Genomic DNA, 18,620 nt, shown 5'->3' with positions numbered 1-18,620 from the left:
CCGTCCTTCCCCAAAGGACGGGTTCTTTGTGTCCTGTCACTACCCGTAGCAGCTCCGTTAGAACAAATGATGAACAATATTTAGCCAACATAGCGAGCGACGTTTCCTTTTCACAAATAACTGAAAGCTACAGTACAAAGTGACCATACATCTCAAAAAGCAAGCGAACTTCCTCCTCTATCACTTTAATTGTAGCTAACGACTTGAACTTATCCTTTCATTTGTTAAACTAAGATAGAATGCTATTGAAAAGGTGGAAAACAAATGGAAGTATCCATCCAGTTACCTAAGAATTTTGAAGAACAAACCGTCCGAGAATTACTCGAACAAGAATGGTTAGTTCCTCGTAAAGTACGTCACTTTTTAAGAACTCGAAAAAATGTTTTGATCAATGGAGAGCCTGCTTTATTTCATTTTCCTGTGAAGAGTGGTGATATTGTTACGTTACAGTTTGAACCAGAAGATTACCCCACACCAGCGATTCTTTTAGGGGATGCTTCTACTATTGATGTATTATTTGAAGACGAACACTTGATTATTTTGAATAAACCAATTGGAATGAAAACTCACCCTAATCAACCCGATGAAAATGATACGTTACTTAACCATTTAGCTGCTTACCTAGCAGCTAAAGATCAAATTCCGTATGTGGTTCATCGATTAGATAAAGAGACAAGTGGTGCGATTTTATTTGCTAAAAATCCTTTTGTATTGCCGATTTTAGGTCGATTATTGGAGCGTAAAGAAATCTATCGGCGCTATCAAGCGGTAGTTTCAGGTCATTTAAAAGAGTCTTTGTCCATTCGTAAAAAAATTGGACGTGATCGCCATGATCGCCGAAAACGAGTAATTGATGAACAGCGCGGAGACGTGGCTGTTACTCATGTTGATGTTGCGAATTATTTGAAAAAAACCAATAAAACAACTATATACTGCGTTTTAGAAACTGGGCGAACCCATCAGATCCGTGTTCATTTAGCAAGTATTGGCCATCCAATCGTTGGTGATCCGTTGTACCATTCAAAGCCTGTAGGACGTTTGATGCTTCATGCCTATGAACTACATCTGACTCATCCATTTACTGGACAAACGATTGTGGCAATTGCTTCTCCAAGTCTATGGTAAGCTAAAAAAGCTAGGAGAGAACTTTTCTGTTCTTTCCTAGCTTTTATTATTTATTCAATACTTCATTTAATTTAGCTAAATCTAATTGTTTGTACCCCTCAAAGAAACCAGATAAGACTTCTAAAACATTCTGATTCATGCCAGATCGATCATTTTCTACTTGTAAAACTAATAATGGCTCATGTAAACTCATCCGCAGTAAAAACCAACCACTTCCATAATCCTCGTATACATTCACCCGAATTCCTTCATGATTTTCAGAGTCAACTTTCATCCCTCTTTGACTTAAAACAAAACCACTTAAATCTCGAATTACTTGCTCACCATAATCGCGGACTTTTTCAGCTAGAATTTCAAAGCGCAGCTCTTGAGTTTCTGTTGGTTGTTTTAATGAACTTATCAAGTCACCAAGAGTGGCGTTTTCTTTTTTTAATTTAGGCAACAACATTAGGATTTTGGCAATCACATAGGCACCGTCATCTAAATAGTAGTTTTCTTTAAAGGCTGCATGTCCGCTTGTTTCAATTGCTAATTGGGTATCGATATCTTCTTCATTGAGCTCGATCATTTTATTGATCACATTACGATAACCAGAAATATAGCGCACTTGTTTGCCGCCTTTTGACTCAATGAATTCCTTCAAGTGACTTGACGTTGGTGAGTTCGTCACGATGCTACTACCTGGATATTCTGCCAAAACGATCGTTGCCAGGACAGCGATCAAATTATTTCGATTGATCACTTCACCAGATGCATCCACTACAGCCGAGCGATCCACATCCGTATCAAAAATCACTCCGAGATCAGCTCTATTTTTTAAGACGGCTTGTTGAATACTTGCCATGGCTTCTTTATTATCTGGATTTGGAATGTGATTTGGGAACATACCGTCAGGTTCTAAAAATTGCGAACCCGTGATATCCGCGCCAAGCTTTTCTAAGACTTTTTCAGCAAAGAAACCACCTGCGCCATTACCAGCATCTACTATAATATGAAACCCTTTTAGAGGCTTTTCTTCTGTTGTTTTCATACCTTTACGAATTTTATCCGTTAAGTCAGCGGAATAATCCTCTAAAATCGAGGTTTTGGTTACTGATCCTTTTGCTTTAAGTGCTGGTCGTTCAGCGTGTTCTAAGATATACGCAATGTCCGCTTTTTCTGCACCACCAGATTTAGTGAATAATTTTAGTCCATTAAAATAATACGGCAAATGACTTGCTGTGATCATAATCGTTGCATCACAATCGTATTGAGGAAATTGAGTAGCCATAAACATTGCTGGCGTTGTAGCTAAACCAAAATCTAAAACTTCAACGTTTTGTTCCACGAAGCTGTCGATCAATGCTTGTTTCAAGCTATCAGCTGAAATACGGCTATCATGACCGATACCGATTTTTAATTTTCTCGATTGATGTTTTTCTACTAAATTCTTTTCATCCCGAAGCCAATGAACCATTCCTACTGCAATTTTCCCGACTTGCGCTGGTGTTAAGTTCGCTGTCTTCTCTTCATGCTCTACCGCAATCCCTCTTATGTCTGACCCATTTTGTAACGCTTTCAAATCCATGTAACCAAATCTCCCTTCATTTTTTGATTGGTTATGCTTAATCCATCATCGCTTCAAAACGTTCAACTACCGTTATTGCGTCATCTTCTGAACGAGCAATGATAATGATCGTATCAACTCCCGCGACTGTTCCCGCAATTTCTTCATAACTGACTTCATCTAAAAAATTTGTCACTACATCTGCTGCACCCATGTCTGTGCGGACGATCACCATAAATTGCACGCGTTCCATGCGAATCACTGAATCTTTCACGGATTCTTTTAGTTTTTCTTCACTGCTGGATGCTTGTTGTTGAGAGAATAACGCATATTTCACTCGACCATCTGAGCCGTGCGTTTTAACGATGCTCATCTCACGAACGTCTCTTGAAACCGTTGCTTGGGTTGCTTTGACGCCAGATTTTTCAAGAAGTGCAATCAGGTCGTCTTGGGTTTCTATTTCATTTTCTGTGATCAATTGTTTGATCAACCGTTGTCGGTCTGTTTTTTTCATGTTTCCACTTCCTGTTTTGGTTATTTTCTTTATTATAGCATCTTCCGTAAAACAACAAAACCCTTGAAGGTTAGTAAACCTCTCTACACAAGCATTTTACCAACTCTAAGTTTTCTTGTAAGCTGATAAGTCGAATGTTATGTTCATTAAATTCTTCTATTAGAGATATTAGAGTAAATATTCTTCTAGTTAATCGGCCTAGTCGATAAACACATATTGAAACGTCTATTTTTTTACTTGCTAGTTCCTTAGCTAATGTAATAGCGCTTGTGAGCTCCCGCCGATTATCTTTACCACCACTTTCTTTTTCTGTAAATAGAACATCACAGTCGCTCAAGCGGATTTTTGAACCTCCATTCCAAGACGTTGTTTGTCTACTTGGCTAGAAACTCTTGTATAGCCAATCTTTACTTTTTCCATCTTCTCTAAATTGATTTGCTTGTCCTGTTGCTGTTTCTTCATTTAAAAATCCTCCATACATTAGTTTGTGTTACCTATATATGGTAAGACGAAAATAGAAAAATTAAAAAAACTAGTGGAAAAGTTCAGTTTGTAGCAAAATGTAAAAAATGGTAAACTTAATATATAATGACTATCTCTAGACTTTTTTGAAAATTATCTAATAGTAGAATAATCTAAATTTATGAAAAGAGGTATATATGTGGGAACAATTTTGAAGTTAAATGAGTACAGGCTGCTACAACATAGTTCTATTTTTGATAAAGACAGAGATTATTGGATATTAGAAATATTAAACGAGAAAAGAAACTTAGCTTTGAATAAAAAAATTCTCGAAAAACGTGGATTTTCTAATGGTGATATAGAGTTTATAAAAAACAATAAGGATATTTGGCTAAAAGAGGCCAGAAACCAATGGAAACAAGTTGATGTTTTTAAAAAACCAGACAAAATCCCTTGCGACTTATGCAATAAGAAACATCATATAATGTGTATTGCTGAAAATAAGAAAACGAAAAAAATAATTAATGTAGGTACGACATGTATAGATACACTGGGTGACGAAATATCAAGAAGCAGTAAAAAATTAGTGACAAATAATCGTGAGCGCTGGAATTTAGAAGATATACAACATATTTTCCCTGGTATTCGAAAAAAAATAGTCAATTAAATAATTCGATAAAAAATCAAATAAAAAAACTTGAAAGAAAAATGACATCCAAGGAAAAAATAGATGAACTAGAACGTTTAATCTCAATCAATTGGAGCAGTATTGCCCGCTACAATAATAATATTTCTATTCGATATAAGCTCTTTTCTAGAGGTGAATATCCTGATTTTCTATTCTATATACCTTTAAAATATGCCATACCCAATATAAGAAAACTATATAAAACAAGGAACGATAATCTATCAAAGTTTGAAGAAATAATTGAAAATTATGTGTTTTTAGGACATAAACAGATTGCTAAAGCTATTAGTGATATTATAAAAGATGAAAATTATAGCAATTCAATCACTTTAAGGAATGAGCTAAACAGAATATTAAGATTGAAATATTTTGATGAAGATAAATATTTTTGGGAGTTGCATAATCTAAAAGATAAAATTATAGACTATAGAAAATATAAGCACCCTTATATTGATTATTACAACAGTAGCACAAATAACATCCACCGAATAACGAAAGAAGAATTTTTAGAATACGGGAAAAATATACTCTTATTCTCTGGGAAAAATAGAAATCTGGAAATACAAAAACTTATCGATCGGATTTTATATGGGAAAACTCAAACTAAAGAAGACTACAGAAAAGACGCCATGGTATCTGTGGCTGCAAGCGAATTAAGCTAAAAACGTATGAATAATAAATAATTTCTCTAGTTGCTAGTTGTAGAAAAAAGGTGAAGCTTGTGTTGCTAAAATAAAAATGTAACTGATTCAATAACACTAACAACATTTAGATAGTATCAGAATAATAATATGTAAGGAGAGATTATATTGAGCAAATTTAGTGAAACTACATTAAGTAGTTGGACAAAACCAGCAAGTACCACTGAAGAAGATAAGATTAACAATGCGATTAGTATGATAAAGTCTGCCATCAAGAATGACACGAATTTTGATAATTTAAGCTACGAAGTTTTTGTACAAGGTTCTTATGGAAACAATACTAATGTTAGAGTTAACAGTGATATTGATGTGAATATCATGCTTACCAGTACCTTTTTTCCTGAATATTCTGAAGGTAAGGATGGCTCCAACTATGGTTTTACCAACGGAAGTATATCTTATGATGAGTACAAGCAATTAGTACTTACTGCACTTATTAATAAGTTTGGATCAGACAAATTATCGGTTGGCAATAAATCAATCAAGATTGACTCAAATTCTTATAGAGTTGAAGCTGACTGTATACCAAGTTTTCAATATAGAAATTATAAATATAATAGTAGTTCCTCAGAACGTAATTTTGTTGAAGGTATAAAGTATTTCGCATCAGACCATACTTCTGTGGTTAATTACCCTAAAGTTCATATTAAAAATGGAATTGCAAAAAATACACAAACAGGTAGAAACTATAAGAGATTAGTTAGGGTAATTAAACGCTTGAGAAATAAAATGGCTTTAGACAATTATTTTAATAATGAAAATATTACATCGTTCTTAATTGAATGTCTTATTTGGAATGTTCCTAATAAGTATATTAACAATTACGATACATGGGACGAAACAATTAAACAAACGCTAATATTCTTAAATGAATCAATTAAAGATAGCTCATACGAAAAATGGGGCGAAGTTAGCGAAATGCTATATATGTTTCACAGTGGCAGAAAGTGGACCATTAATGATGTTCAAAGCTTTATAAATTCTTTATGGATGTTCATGGAGTATTAAAATGAAACCAATAAAAAGTTCAGTAGCATTCAATATTTTGGTGGGATTGGTGATTCTTACATGTATATTCAAATTTTTAATGACAAATCCTAATGAAAGAAATTTTACTTTTTTGTTAGACTGTTTTTCTGCATCTGTTACTATCTGTAGCTTAGTTTCCGTTTTATTTTGTTCATATTTATGGAAATTAAAAATTTTCAAAAGCTGGTTTGTGCAAATTCCAAATCTGAACGGAACATGGGAAGGAACTTTAATTCCTACTTGGGAAGATTCTAAACCTATTGGTATAACCTTAAAAATTAAACAGTCTTTATTTAAAATTAGCTGTGTTATGACTACTGATGAAAGTAAAAGTGAAAGTATTTCCTGTAATTATATTATTGATGAAGATAATCAACAAAACAAATTAACTTATACTTATATAAATATCCCAAAGTCTGTTCACCGTAATAGAAGCGCTATCCATTATGGAAGTGTAATATTGGAAATCGAAAAAAATACTCTAAAGGGGAGCTATTGGACTGATAGAAAAACTATTGGTGATATAGAGTTAACTTGGTTATAAACTTGTATCCAGATAAAGAAAAAAGTTTGAAGTATATTATAAAATTTTTATATTTACACCATACCCTGTATTATTTAGCTTACTTTTATTGATAGAAGTTATTTTATGGAGTTGATTATTTGAAAAACCTCCATATATTAGTTTGTGTTACTTATATATGGTAAATCATGAATCATCTAGAAAAAAATTCTTTAGTTTTTTTACATTATGTAGCTTTTTTTGATATACTAATTTTATAATAAATTAGACGAAACTTTAGAATAAATGACGAGAGGAGGCTTTTTTATGAGCAAGATTGCTTCTAGTACTAGCTTAGCAACCGCTGCTGTTTCAGGTGTTAAATCGGTCACTATCAATAAAGGACAACAAGTCTCTTTGGGGCAAAGTACAATAGCTAGTATGAAAACTGGAATGGAAGTCAATAACCAATTGTTATCAGATTTAGCTCAATTAGTTGAATGTGTAACAACTCAAAGTGAAAAATTCCCAAAAATTGCAGAACTTATTGCACTTCGAGATAGCCAGATTAAGTTTTAAGAGGTGAAAGAATTGGAAAATAAGACAAATGAACAAGAACGTGTGAAATATGATCGTCTAATTTTAGAAAATGAAGAGTTAACTGATGAGCTTAATAACGGAAAAAGAAAAATAGAAGAATCTATTTATACCTTAGAAGAAGACTTTCATAGAGGTTTTCAGGAACTAAATAGTTTAAATGATGAAAACTCAAGATTTAGTGGTTCCAAAACTGGTTGGTTACAATGTAATAACGAAGAACAAGAGCGATCATTTCGTCAATTACTACGCGAATCCAATGAACAAATTGTATTAGCTTATAAGAAAGAAACAAAAAAGATGGATGAAGAACGAGAAATGCTTTATAAGAAACGGAGTGATGTTCCTTGGGATTAGTTTATTCAAGTGGTGAGTCTGCAGAATTGATTCAAGCCTTGACCAGTAATTTGGCGAGTGGAAAAGAAGCAGTCAATCAATTAAAAACTGGCAGTCAAAAAATAGTTTCAGCCGTGGATGGACGCACTCTAGCAGGAGCTGCTTATACTGCTGGAAAAGGATTATTTAGCGATCTGATTATCCCAACGATTACACGAGCAACGACCGCTTGTGAAGCAATCGAACAGGAATTACAAAAATATCAATCAGCTGATCAAGCTATTTCAGGTGAGGGCTATTTAAATGAAGACAATTTAAATCAACAAATTGCGACAAAAAAAGCAATGAAAGCTTCTGTAAACTTTGCCTCATCTGTCGCAAGAACAGCTTCAAGCAATAATCCAGTTGCAGCAGTACTAGATGCTTTACTTGATTTTCAGAAGAATTTAAATCGGATGTCAGATAGTATTCAAGATGATATTGATCAACTTCAAAAAAAATTAGAAAAGTTGCACACCTTTTCTTCTCAAACAAATGGGCTATTCAATAACAGTCTTAATGATTTAAAGATAGCAATGCAAGGTGTTCTAGTCTTGAATGGTACGATTGTAAACCCTGATGGCTCATATACTTTACCTGCTGGGGTAGATAGAAGTTGGTTTAATTCTCTTAAAAATACAGCTAAGCTAAAAGAGATGGAAGAAAAAGAAAAGAATTTAGCAATTAAAGAGCTGAATGATTTGTTTGCTAAAAACCCAGCGGCTGCAATCGAAAAAATTAAAAATAATGACCGTTTATTTGGTTACGTCATTGCGGCACTAGATCAGTTTCCAGAAGGAATTCAAGATGCTGCGTTGAATCTATTTATTATGCAAGAAAGTTGGAATCAACTTCCTAAAAATATTGCGAAGAAGGTATTAAATAATCCGAAATTTGGTTTGTACGTTAGTAAATTATCTTTAGATAATCAAGCTAAAGTTTATGGTAATTTATTGCATTTAAGTGACAAAGGCTGGGACGTATTAGCTCCCCTAGGATACGTAACAAGTGTTTTATCTAAATCAAAAGCTGGTGCAAAAGTGATTGCAGGCTCTAAAGTTGGATTAACATTGTTTAAAAAACTAGAACCGGTTTCTAAGTTTATAAAAGCACATCCAGCTGCAAGAGAGGGACTCTTATATGGTGGGGATGCATTAACAATCACTGGATATGCTTATGAAGAATATACCAATCCTAAAAGTCCTGCTTATGGAAATGAAAGTAAAGCATTATATGGTGGTATTAATAAGTTTTTAGTAAATAGTGGACCTCTGGAAGGAGCTCAGTATGGCGGCGCTATAGGTGCAGTAGCTGGGACGCTAAATTACTTTGGTCAAGGCGGTGGTTTATCTGATGTTCCTGGAGTAAATAAAATTCCCTATATAAAGGATGCTCTAAATTAGATAGATGAAAAACACACATTTATTAGTGAAAAAGACAAAGAAAACTGGATAAAAGAACAGTATGAAATTTATGACAAAAGACATGAGGGATTAAAAACTGGTGATTATTCAGGTTTTGAAATACCCAACAGTGACTATAAGCCAGGTATTCCCTCACACTCAGGAAGTCCTAATTCAAATCCTAATATCAATAGTGGAAATATATTCCCGAACGGAGTGAATTAAATTATATGAATAAAAAGTTAAATCACAAAATAGAGGAATGTTTAAATTCTATATCTTTAGACGAAGCAAATAAATATATTAATTTGGAAGATGTTGATTTAGTTATGAATGGGAAGAAAGATCAGAAATTTTCTATGGGAATAAAGAAATTATTAATTTTAATCGCTGCACTATTTTTTCCTGTTTTTATGGAGCTAGTCTTCATTCAAGAAGTTACCACGACAAATAATTCTTTTTACCCTAAAGTAATTGTTATCGTATTAGAACTACTAATTATCGGTTCAATAGTATATCAATTTTTAAAACCATATAATATTTTTTTACGTAATTGGGGCTATAAAAAATATTGTTATACAAGCGCTAAGTTAGCGTACATTTCCTACTTTGTTGTAGGATTTGGAATGAATCAGGGTGACTATAAAGTTACGTTCGTTATATTTTCTTTCTGTATATTAGTGCTCTTGTTTCTTTATTATAGAGTAGAACAAAATATGATTTTAGAAGAAATGAATAAAACATTTAATAGGAATTATAAGACGTCAAAAGTAATGAACATCATGTTAAAAGTATCTGGTGTTGTTGCTATATTGATTTTGATAGGTATGCAAGTGTATCGATTAAATAAGTGGTGGTTAAACAATGCTATAGCCGAAAATCCACTAGCTCAAAATAGTTTAATGGATGACCTTATAGGAATATTTGTAGGAATTCCGTTACTTCTACTCATCTCTTTGATACCGACCTATTTTTTATTTAATGCAAAGCATTATGTTCAAGGGAAAGTTATTTCGCAATATGCTGAAGAATTTAGGGAACAGTATAACTATACCAAAAAAGAATGGTACAGTGAATGATAGTAGCAATCTAAAAATAAGGCTTTTGTAAATAATTGGGGGAATAAATAGATGAAAAATATTTCTAAATTAATAGACACCATATCTTTTTCAAATGCCTTAGAAAAAAATGCGCTTCATAAAGTATATGAAACTATAAATGATTCCAAAAAAGAGTTATTTCCTAAAACTCTTAAAGTTCTAATACTGGCAAGTATTTCTTGGAGCATCAGCTTATTCTCAGGTATAAATTGGTTTATATTTCCTATTTTATCATTGTTAATTATTATTTATGGGATAGTGCTCTATTTTAAGAGCCCTCTATACTTTAAAAAAGCAGCTTACAACAGTGTAATCTACCTTTTCACACAAAATATGTTTATTTTTTATATATGTTCTTTAGAAATATCGAGTAGTGTTCTTCTGAACAGGTCTCTGTCTATAATTTACATTATACTGAGCTACTCACTGTCACTTTATATAGTAAAAATAAAACTAATTGATAGTATACAAGACAAATATTTATCTAAAAATGAGAAGTTATCTAAAAAAAGAATTATAAAAATTGTAAGAGTATTTTCAGCAACATTAGTTTCGTTTATCGCTATATTAATTATCGTAATACAGTTTTACCGATTTAATAAATGGTGGATAAATAACAATGATTTTAATTTCCTTTCTGGATTAAATGGTTCCGTAATTGGAAATATATTATCTGTCATTTCAGTATTTATAGGTATATTTTTATTAAGTACGATTACATTACTGCCCACACTTCTTTTGAACTCAGAAATCCTCGCTGATGGATTAATTCTACAGAGATATTCAGAAGACTTTCGAAAAAAATATGAATTTGAAAAAAAGGAATGGTATAACGAATAGGCTGTTGGCTATATTAATTTTTTATACAAGAACTTTCAAATATTAACAAAGATTGCAGTACACATACAATCTTTGTTTTTTTATTGATCTCAGGAATTTCTAGAAGGATTCAATACTATCATATTTTGCAATTACTCAATTAAAAAAGTTCATCACTCACCGAGCTTTAAATTTTTTCTTAAACTGTTTGTAAAACCTGTAAAAAATCCTTGTTCTGGATTGTAATCATCTAGCCAATATTCGCCACTATCTAATGTGATTAGTTTTGCCTGATTAGGTTTAATTTGACAATGAATGATCTGTGCTACTTCTAGAACGCTCCGACTTATTCGAGTGCTGTTTGTGACGATAATTTTGTCTATTTTTCCAGTTTTTAAATCTTATATTAATTCTTTAAAAGCTAGACGATTCAAATTAGCTCCACTTTCGTTATTATCTATGTAATGCTTAAAATTTTGGATATTTTTTTCTTCACAGTAATTGTTTAGTTCAGCCATTTGGTTATCTATAGCTTGTTTGTTGTCAGTCGCCGAGCGACTATAAAGTGCGGTTAATTTGGGCATGTTTTTCTTTCGTTTAATTCTATTATATCAGGAAATTACTCAATCCGTCTTATTTTGTAAAAGCTCGTCTTTCACTGAGTTTAAATTTTATTATTTTTTAGTATGGCAAAACTTGTTTTATGGAAGTTGTTTATTATAGCGAAATTTTGAAAAATTTGCATTTCTTTTTGGTAAAAATTACTTTATCTATAAAAAATCAGCGATTATCAGACAATCATTCACCACTTTTCTCTAAAATATTTCTCAATACTCTACTTTTACAGAATTCACTTTTCGATTTGTGGGTTAGTGTGGAAAATAAATTTCTTTTTGATTTCTGTATTCGCTAGGAGACATCCCCATCTCTTTTTTAAACACTTTACTAAAATAATTTCCCGTTGAAAAGCCAACTTTTCTTGCCACCTCACCAATTTCCTCTTCTTCCCATAATAAAGAAAGAGACTGAATAATTCGTACCTGTTTTAAATAGTTTATGGGGGATGATTTGTAGGCTTCTTCAAACTGACGAATCAATGTATACTTTGACATCATGTATCTTTCAGATAGGAAATCTAAACTTATGTCTTCAAAATAATAAGTATCAATGTATTTTTTTACTGCCTGGATCCCCTCCGTTTTTTGTTGAATTTCGTTTTGGATTGCTTCTTTAATATCTAAAAAAAGAGCAAATGCCATTTTAGCATTTTGCATTGCACTCAACTCACGCTCTTTTAAATCAATGACTATACTTCTAAGTCTTTCAATCAAATCCGTTGATAATTCGATAATAGAAAGTGAGGTATCTAGCCATTGCGTCATTATCGCTGAAAATTCGATAAATAAAAAACGCCACTCCTCACCAAAATAGCGATAATTCCCAGGTATTTTTGCAAAAAAGGCTTTGTTTTTCGTTAGAGAAATTCTTCTTCCGCCTATTTCTAAGAAACCTTCCCCGGCTAATGTCACCTGTAAAACAATCAGCTGTTCTTTTCGAACACGAGCATCCCAATTATATGTACTACTGCCCTCACTTATCCCAACTCCACGAATGATCGGCAAATGTTGATCATCTGTATAATGGAATTGCCGAACAAAATTCCGCAATTTATTACCCTCCTTAAAATTATTTTGTCTTGTCTCTTCCTATTATACTCGATACTATGTACATAATAAACGAAAAGGAATGATTGATATGACGATTTATTTCGATGATTCACAAAACATTTTCCACCTAAGCAATAATAAAATAAGCTATATCATCGGCATTGAAAAAGAAAAATATCTTACCCATAGATATTTTGGCCCCTATTTAAACAATTACCATCAAGTCAATCAATTGCAGTATATCGATCGTGGTTTTGCCACGAATCCGATCAGTGAAGAACGAACATTTTCTTTAAACGCTTTGCCTCTTGAAACGAGTACACAAGGAAGTTTAGATTATCGGGTAAGTAATTATCAGTTTCGAAATTTAGATGGTTTTCGAATCACTGATTTTGTGTATGATCGCTTTGAAATTTTGCAAAGTAAATGTCCGTTGAAAGAATTACCTTCATTACGTGGGGAAACGCAGCAAACGTTAGAAATCTACCTTATCGATCCGATCCAATCTCTTGAGATGGTTCTTCGCTATACCATTTATGATGATCTTCCAGTCATAACACGCAGTGTTGAGTATCGAAATAATGGCTTACAGCCTATTTATTTAGAAAATGCTGGCTCCATGTTATTAGACTTGCCGCGGTCTGATTTTGATCTAATAACACTTAATGGTTCACACACAAATGAAGCAACGATTCATCGGCAGCCACTTCATCCAGGTAGCCAAAAAATAAGTTCGACCAGAGGGACGAGCAGTCCACAGCATCATCCGTTTTTAGGACTTGCCGATCACTATACAAATGAAGACCAAGGACAGGTTTACGGATTTCATTTCATTTACAGTGGAAATTTCGTTGCCCAAGCCGAAGTAGAACAATACGGCAGTACACGAATTCAGATAGGGATCAACCCAGAAACTTTTGAGTGGAAATTGATGCCTGAGTCTAGTTTCCAAACACCTGAAGTCGTGTTGAATTTTAGCAATCAGGGATTCAACGCCCTTTCTCAAACATTTCATAAACTGTACCAATCATATTTAATACCAGAATATTGGCAAGAACAGGAACGGCCAATTTTGCTTAATTCATGGGAAGGAAATTATTTTGATTTTACAGAAGAGGACTTAATCAGCCAAGCAAAACAGGCACGAGATTTAGGAATAGAGTTGTTTGTTTTAGATGATGGCTGGTTTGGGCAACGAGAAGATGATACCACCTCTTTGGGGGATTGGGTTGTCAATAAAACCAAACTACCTAATGGCATTGAACAGTTTGCAGATATTCTACATCAACAGAATATGAAATTTGGGTTGTGGTTTGAACCAGAAATGATTTCTGTGAAAAGTCGTTTATTTGAAGCACATCCTGAATGGAGTTTACAAGTCCCTGACTATCCTCAAACTCAAGGAAGGCAACAGCTTGTCTTAAATTTAAGCTTACCTGAAGTCCAAGAGTATCTTATTCAGGTATTAAGCAATTATCTTTCTTCAAATAAAATCGATTATATAAAATGGGACATGAACCGACACTTAACTGAAGTTGGCAGCTTTATTTTACCGGATGATCAACAAAAAGAAGTGAGTCATCGGTATGTTTTAGGGTTGTATCATATTTTATCTGAGATCACAAAACAATTTCCACACGTATTATTTGAAAATTGTTCGAGCGGCGGAGGACGATTCGATCCGGGGATGGTCGCTTATATGCCTCAAACATGGGCAAGTGACAACACCGATGCGTTATGTCGGACGAAAATCCAATACGGATACAGCTATCTTTATCCACCTATCATGATGGGCGCGCATGTTTCAGATACCCCAAACCATCAACTAGGCCGAAATACACCCTTAGAAAGTCGCTTTCTAATTGCTATGAGTGGAAATTTCGGCTACGAACTAGCAATAGAAAAACAGTCTCCACAAGCATTAGCTGAAATAAAAGACCAAATTACATTTTATAAAAAACATCGGAGATTATTGCAATTTGGGCAATTCTACCGTATCAAAGAAATTGATTCAACGTATGCTACTGCATGGTTATTTAAAAATGAAACAGACGCTTTGCTTGTTTATTCCAATGGTCTTGCCAAGCCCGCTCAACCTATTCAATACTTAAAAACAAACTATTTAGACGAATCTGCACATTATAAAGACACGGAAACGGGAAACATATTCAGTGGTAGTGAATTAAATCATGCCGGAATACTAGTTCCAAGAATAAAAGGAGATTTCCAATGCTTTTATAAACATTGGACCGTTCTTGATTCATTAGCTAACTAGTTTCTATACTAATTTTTCAGAATCAAAACAGCCCAGAAAAATAAGATATTCTCTACAAAAATCGTTTTTCTATCCTTTGTAGAGGTCATCTATTTTTCTGGGCTATATGCTTTTCTCTTTTGCTTACTTTAAATAGACTGCATATGCTTCATAAGCTAGTAGCTCATCTGTGATCTCTTTTTCATCATTATGGATGATCATTTCTTTTATTACTCCTATTTTTCCTAAAGCAAAATGTGCTGGTTGATCAGAGAAATTGACGACAACGAGCACTCTTTCACCTTGATACTCGCGAATATAGGCTAAAACTGTTGCATCATTAGTTGGAATGCTTTCAAATGTTCCTTCTATAATAATCGGCATTTCTTTACGCAGCTGAATAAGTTTTTGATACGTATAAAATAAAGAGTTCGGATCATTTAAGGCCGTTTCTACATTGATTTCATTCGAGTTCCCTACTGGAAGCCATGGAATCCCCTTTGTGAAACCTGCTTGTTCAGAATCATCCCACTGCATCGGATGACGTGCGTTATCCCGCCCTTTTGCATTGATCGATGTTATAATTTCTTCTTTCGTATAACCTGAATTGATACGTTCATCATACATTCTACGACTCTCGATATCATCAACTTCATCGATCGTTTTAATCGGGTAGTTGATCATGCCAATCTCTTCTCCCTGATAAATGTAAGGTGTTCCTTGAAGGAAGTACAGATAGATAGCCAGCATTTTTCCACTAATCACTCGATACTTCTGATCCTCTCCCCAACGAGAGATGATTCGAGGTAGATCATGATTATTCCAGAACAGTGAGTTCCACCCTTTCCCCGCTAATTCCGTTTGCCACTTAGAAAACACTTGATGCAACTCTTTAGGATCTAATTTTTTGATATCCCATTTTCTTTTGCCTGCCTGCTTGTCTAAATTGATATGTTCAAACTGAAAAACCATTGATAGCTCTTCTCTGCTCTCATCGGAATAAAGCTGAGCGATTTCTGGTGTTGCCCCCCAGGTTTCACCGACTGTAACTAAATCATATTCTCCAAACGTATTTCGATTCATTTCTTGTAGTAGTTCATGTAGCTTTGGTCCGTTTTTAGTAATCAACTGATCAGGTTCTTTTCCAATCAAATCAATGACATCTAAGCGAAAGCCGCCAACCCCTTTTTCAATCCAATAATTCATCATACGATAAATTTCTTGACGCATCACAGGGTTTTCCCAATTTAAATCTGGCTGTTCTTTTGCATGTAAATGAAAATAATATTCCCCTAGTGCTGGAACAAAGGTCCACGCAGAACCACCAAAATTTGATTGAAGTTCATTCGGTTTTTCACTTTCATTTCCTTTTCTCCAGATATAAAAATCATGATACTCACTCGTAGGATTTTGAAGTGCTGACTGAAACCACGGATGTTCTGATGACGTATGATTTACGACCAGATCCATAATAATCTTGATTTTTCTTTTCTGTGCTTCAGCGATTAGATTATCCATATCTTCCATGGTGCCATATTCTGAGCCAATTGCTTCATAATCACTAATATCATAGCCATTATCTTCATTGGGCGATTGGTAAACAGGACTCAGCCAAATGGCCTCTATCCCTAAAAGGGACAGATAGTCCAAACGCTGAATGATCCCTTTTAAGTCCCCGATACCATCAGCATTTGTATCTTGAAAGCTACGTGGATAGATTTGGTAAATCGTTGCTTTTTTCCACCAATTAGTTTTCATAATGTGCACTTATCGCCAATAGAGCTTGGCCTCCATCCACTTTTGGTAGATCAATCGCTTCTACAGCAGCGTAGTCATCCGTATTTGTAATAATCATCATTACGGTGCTATCTAAACCAGCCTCTTTGATTTTCTCTAAATCAACTGTACCTAAAATATCACCTTTTTTTACTAATTCACCGTATTTTCTATTTGTTTCAAAACCTTCGCCTTTTAATTGAACTGTATCGATTCCGATATGGATCAATACCTCTGCGCCATTTGTTGTTCTAAGTCCATAGGCATGCTTTGAATCATAAACAACAGTCAATTCTCCATCAGCAGGTGCATAAATAATACCTTTTTCAGGAATCACTGCAATCCCTTTTCCCATCATTTCTTGTGCAAATACAGGATCATTTACTTTTTTCAAGGAAATAGGTGTACCACTTACAGGCGAAACCAATACTTCATCTTGGACAGCTGTCACACCTGCTTCAGGATCTTCGTTGATTTCAACGGCAACTTCTCCAGCTGTTTCATCTTCGTCTACAAAAATGGCCATATGACGTTTTCCGTATACATAAGTTGTCACGAAGCCTACACAGATACTGATAACAATACCGATCATGAAATATGAAATCGATTTTGGTGCAATCGAAATAAATCCGATGACACTTGCTGGTCCCATCGCTACTGAAAGTACATGGAAAGCACCGATAAATAAACAGGCTACAGCTGACGCAATCATTCCACAAATAAATGGAAATTTAAGCTTTAAATTGACCCCGAAAATCGCCGGTTCAGTAATGCCTAGCATAGCAGAAATACTTGCTGATGTTGCTAAGCTTTTTTGCTTTTTATTTTTTGTTAATAACATGATCGCAAGCGTCGCTCCTCCTTGACCCACATTGGCCATAGACGCGACTGGGAAAATAAATGATCCGCCAGTTCGTGCGACATCTGCTAACAGAGTCGTTTCAATAGCTGGGAAGCTTTGATGCAATCCAGTGATTACAATGGGTGAATAAAATAGACCGAACACTCCTAAGCCGACTGCTCCTGTTGTATCATACAACCAAACAAGCCCATTCGTCAGACCATCTGATACAATTCTCATCATTGGACCCACAACAATAAATGTTAAAAATCCAGTAATAATGATCGCCAGCATAGGTGTAAATGTAAAATCAAATGCATTGGGAATCCGTTTGTGGAAAAATTTTTCTAAAGACGCTAAAAGCCACGAAACCGCTAATACAGGCAATACGGAACCTTGATAGCCGGCTTGTGCAACATCCATTCCAAAAATATGCCAATACGGCATACTTCCATCTGCGATTGCATTTGCCACACCATAGCCATTAACTAAATCAGGCATAACCATCGCCATTGCCATTGCAGCCCCTAAATAAGGATTTCCACCAAAGCGCTTAGTAGCAGAAAAACCGACCAAGATCGGTAGGAAAGCAAATGGAGCAGACGCTAATAGATTGATGATACTCGCAAAGTCTTTTACATTCGGAAATAGTTCCACGACTGATTGAGGACCAAATAAATCCTGAGCAGTCAATACATTGTTTAAAGCCATTAATAATCCACCCGCAACTAATGCTGGGACAATCGGAACAAAAATATCAGATAATACCTTAATAAAGGCCATAATGGGATTATTTTTTTTACCATTCGATGCGACTGCTTTTAGGTCAGCTGTAGATGCTTCTTTAACATTGGTGATTTTTATAAGTTCATCGTACACATTATTTACATCTCCAGCACCGATGATAATTTGGAATTGGTCATTGGCTTCAAACGTTCCTTTCACAGCCTCATTATTATCTAAAGCTTTCTGATCCACTTTACTTGAATCCTTTAGAACGAGCCTTAGACGAGTTGCACAATGCGCGGCCGCTTGAATATTGTCTTCACCAAGTGCTTCGTTGATTTCCTTTGCTACTTTTTTGTAATCCATCTTCTTTCCCCCTAATTGTCATTTAAGCGCTACTGAAATAGAAGAAACTATTCTGTGTTTCAAAAAATGTAATCGCTTTTTCACCTACAAAGTATGCCATGATTTCAACCGATTGTCAAACGTATATCA

General features: G+C 34.4%; 18 protein-coding genes and 1 pseudogene. 11 read left to right on the top strand and 8 right to left on the bottom strand.

The window, feature by feature from the left end; all coding sequences use genetic code 11:
- Nucleotides 1-264 precede the first annotated feature (264 nt).
- Entirely contained in the window at nucleotides 265-1,125 is an 861-nt protein-coding gene (locus IGI43_RS12140) for an RluA family pseudouridine synthase (protein WP_438758046.1), read from the top strand.
- A 46-nt stretch (nucleotides 1,126-1,171) separates the two neighbouring features.
- On the opposite strand, the gene IGI43_RS12135 is transcribed toward IGI43_RS12140, so the two are convergent.
- The 4 genes from IGI43_RS12135 to IGI43_RS12120 form a co-directional block, all read right to left on the bottom strand.
- Nucleotides 1,172-2,692 carry a phosphomannomutase/phosphoglucomutase gene (locus IGI43_RS12135; RefSeq protein ID WP_438758045.1) on the bottom strand — a complete coding sequence of 507 codons (1,521 nt, stop codon included), beginning with the start codon at nucleotides 2,690-2,692 and terminating at the stop codon, nucleotides 1,172-1,174.
- A 37-nt stretch (nucleotides 2,693-2,729) separates the two neighbouring features.
- A complete protein-coding gene (gene argR, locus IGI43_RS12130) occupies nucleotides 2,730-3,185 on the bottom strand; it encodes an arginine repressor (RefSeq protein ID WP_438758044.1) in 456 nt (151 codons plus the stop codon).
- A 70-nt stretch (nucleotides 3,186-3,255) separates the two neighbouring features.
- On the bottom strand, nucleotides 3,256-3,522 hold the full coding sequence (locus IGI43_RS12125; RefSeq protein WP_438758043.1) for a recombinase family protein: 267 nt from the start codon (nucleotides 3,520-3,522) through the stop codon (nucleotides 3,256-3,258).
- Nucleotides 3,519-3,647 carry a hypothetical protein gene (locus IGI43_RS12120; protein WP_438758042.1) on the bottom strand — a complete coding sequence of 43 codons (129 nt, stop codon included), beginning with the start codon at nucleotides 3,645-3,647 and terminating at the stop codon, nucleotides 3,519-3,521. The genes IGI43_RS12125 and IGI43_RS12120 overlap by 4 nt, the downstream gene beginning before the upstream one ends.
- A 199-nt stretch (nucleotides 3,648-3,846) precedes the next feature.
- On the opposite strand from IGI43_RS12120, the gene IGI43_RS12115 reads away from it, so the two are divergent.
- From IGI43_RS12115 to IGI43_RS12075, 9 genes are all read left to right on the top strand, one after another.
- Complete coding sequence (locus IGI43_RS12115) at nucleotides 3,847-4,314, top strand: hypothetical protein (protein ID WP_438758041.1); 468 nt, start codon at nucleotides 3,847-3,849, stop codon at nucleotides 4,312-4,314.
- A 41-nt stretch (nucleotides 4,315-4,355) separates the two neighbouring features.
- Complete coding sequence (locus tag IGI43_RS12110; protein ID WP_438758040.1) at nucleotides 4,356-4,997, top strand: hypothetical protein; 642 nt, start codon at nucleotides 4,356-4,358, stop codon at nucleotides 4,995-4,997.
- A gap of 147 nt (nucleotides 4,998-5,144) precedes the next feature.
- Nucleotides 5,145-6,044 (top strand): nucleotidyltransferase domain-containing protein, encoded by a 900-nt coding sequence (locus tag IGI43_RS12105; protein ID WP_438758039.1) that lies wholly within the window; start codon nucleotides 5,145-5,147, stop codon nucleotides 6,042-6,044.
- Between the two features lies 1 nt (nucleotide 6,045).
- A complete protein-coding gene (locus IGI43_RS12100) occupies nucleotides 6,046-6,609 on the top strand; it encodes a hypothetical protein (protein ID WP_438758038.1) in 564 nt (187 codons plus the stop codon).
- A gap of 285 nt (nucleotides 6,610-6,894) precedes the next feature.
- Nucleotides 6,895-7,146, top strand: coding sequence for a hypothetical protein (locus tag IGI43_RS12095; RefSeq protein ID WP_069634023.1), 252 nt, complete (start codon nucleotides 6,895-6,897; stop codon nucleotides 7,144-7,146).
- Between the two features lie 12 nt (nucleotides 7,147-7,158).
- A complete protein-coding gene (locus IGI43_RS12090) occupies nucleotides 7,159-7,521 on the top strand; it encodes a hypothetical protein (protein ID WP_438758037.1) in 363 nt (120 codons plus the stop codon).
- Complete coding sequence (locus tag IGI43_RS12085) at nucleotides 7,512-8,942, top strand: T7SS effector LXG polymorphic toxin (protein ID WP_438758036.1); 1,431 nt, start codon at nucleotides 7,512-7,514, stop codon at nucleotides 8,940-8,942. Before IGI43_RS12090 ends, IGI43_RS12085 begins: the two co-directional genes overlap by 10 nt.
- A gap of 230 nt (nucleotides 8,943-9,172) precedes the next feature.
- Complete coding sequence (locus IGI43_RS12080) at nucleotides 9,173-10,021, top strand: hypothetical protein (RefSeq protein WP_438758035.1); 849 nt, start codon at nucleotides 9,173-9,175, stop codon at nucleotides 10,019-10,021.
- 51 nt (nucleotides 10,022-10,072) lie between these two features.
- Nucleotides 10,073-10,882: a hypothetical protein gene (locus IGI43_RS12075; RefSeq protein ID WP_438758034.1), complete on the top strand. Its 810-nt coding sequence runs from the start codon at nucleotides 10,073-10,075 to the stop codon at nucleotides 10,880-10,882.
- Between the two features lie 152 nt (nucleotides 10,883-11,034).
- Here the strand turns inward: IGI43_RS12075 and IGI43_RS12070 are convergent.
- A pseudogene (locus tag IGI43_RS12070) lies at nucleotides 11,035-11,445 on the bottom strand (recombinase family protein).
- A 285-nt stretch (nucleotides 11,446-11,730) separates the two neighbouring features.
- Nucleotides 11,731-12,528, bottom strand: coding sequence for a helix-turn-helix transcriptional regulator (locus IGI43_RS12065; protein WP_438758033.1), 798 nt, complete (start codon nucleotides 12,526-12,528; stop codon nucleotides 11,731-11,733).
- 88 nt (nucleotides 12,529-12,616) lie between these two features.
- Between IGI43_RS12065 and IGI43_RS12060 the strand changes: the two genes are divergently transcribed.
- On the top strand, nucleotides 12,617-14,803 hold the full coding sequence (locus tag IGI43_RS12060) for an alpha-galactosidase (protein ID WP_438758032.1): 2,187 nt from the start codon (nucleotides 12,617-12,619) through the stop codon (nucleotides 14,801-14,803).
- Nucleotides 14,804-14,926: 123 nt separating this feature from the next.
- Here IGI43_RS12060 and IGI43_RS12055 read toward each other — a convergent pair whose 3' ends face one another.
- The gene (locus IGI43_RS12055; RefSeq protein ID WP_438758031.1) at nucleotides 14,927-16,540 is read right to left on the bottom strand and encodes a glycoside hydrolase family 13 protein; all 1,614 of its coding nucleotides are present in this window, start codon (nucleotides 16,538-16,540) and stop codon (nucleotides 14,927-14,929) included.
- On the bottom strand, nucleotides 16,530-18,491 hold the full coding sequence (locus IGI43_RS12050) for a sucrose-specific PTS transporter subunit IIBC (RefSeq protein WP_438758030.1): 1,962 nt from the start codon (nucleotides 18,489-18,491) through the stop codon (nucleotides 16,530-16,532). Before IGI43_RS12050 ends, IGI43_RS12055 begins: the two co-directional genes overlap by 11 nt.
- Nucleotides 18,492-18,620 lie beyond the last annotated feature (129 nt).

This window comes from Enterococcus sp. AZ126 (assembly GCF_051714545.1).
GTDB lineage: Bacteria > Bacillota > Bacilli > Lactobacillales > Enterococcaceae > Enterococcus_L.
The sequence above is the reverse complement of the archived record's forward strand: the minus strand, read 5'-3'. Positions and strand labels throughout refer to the sequence as shown.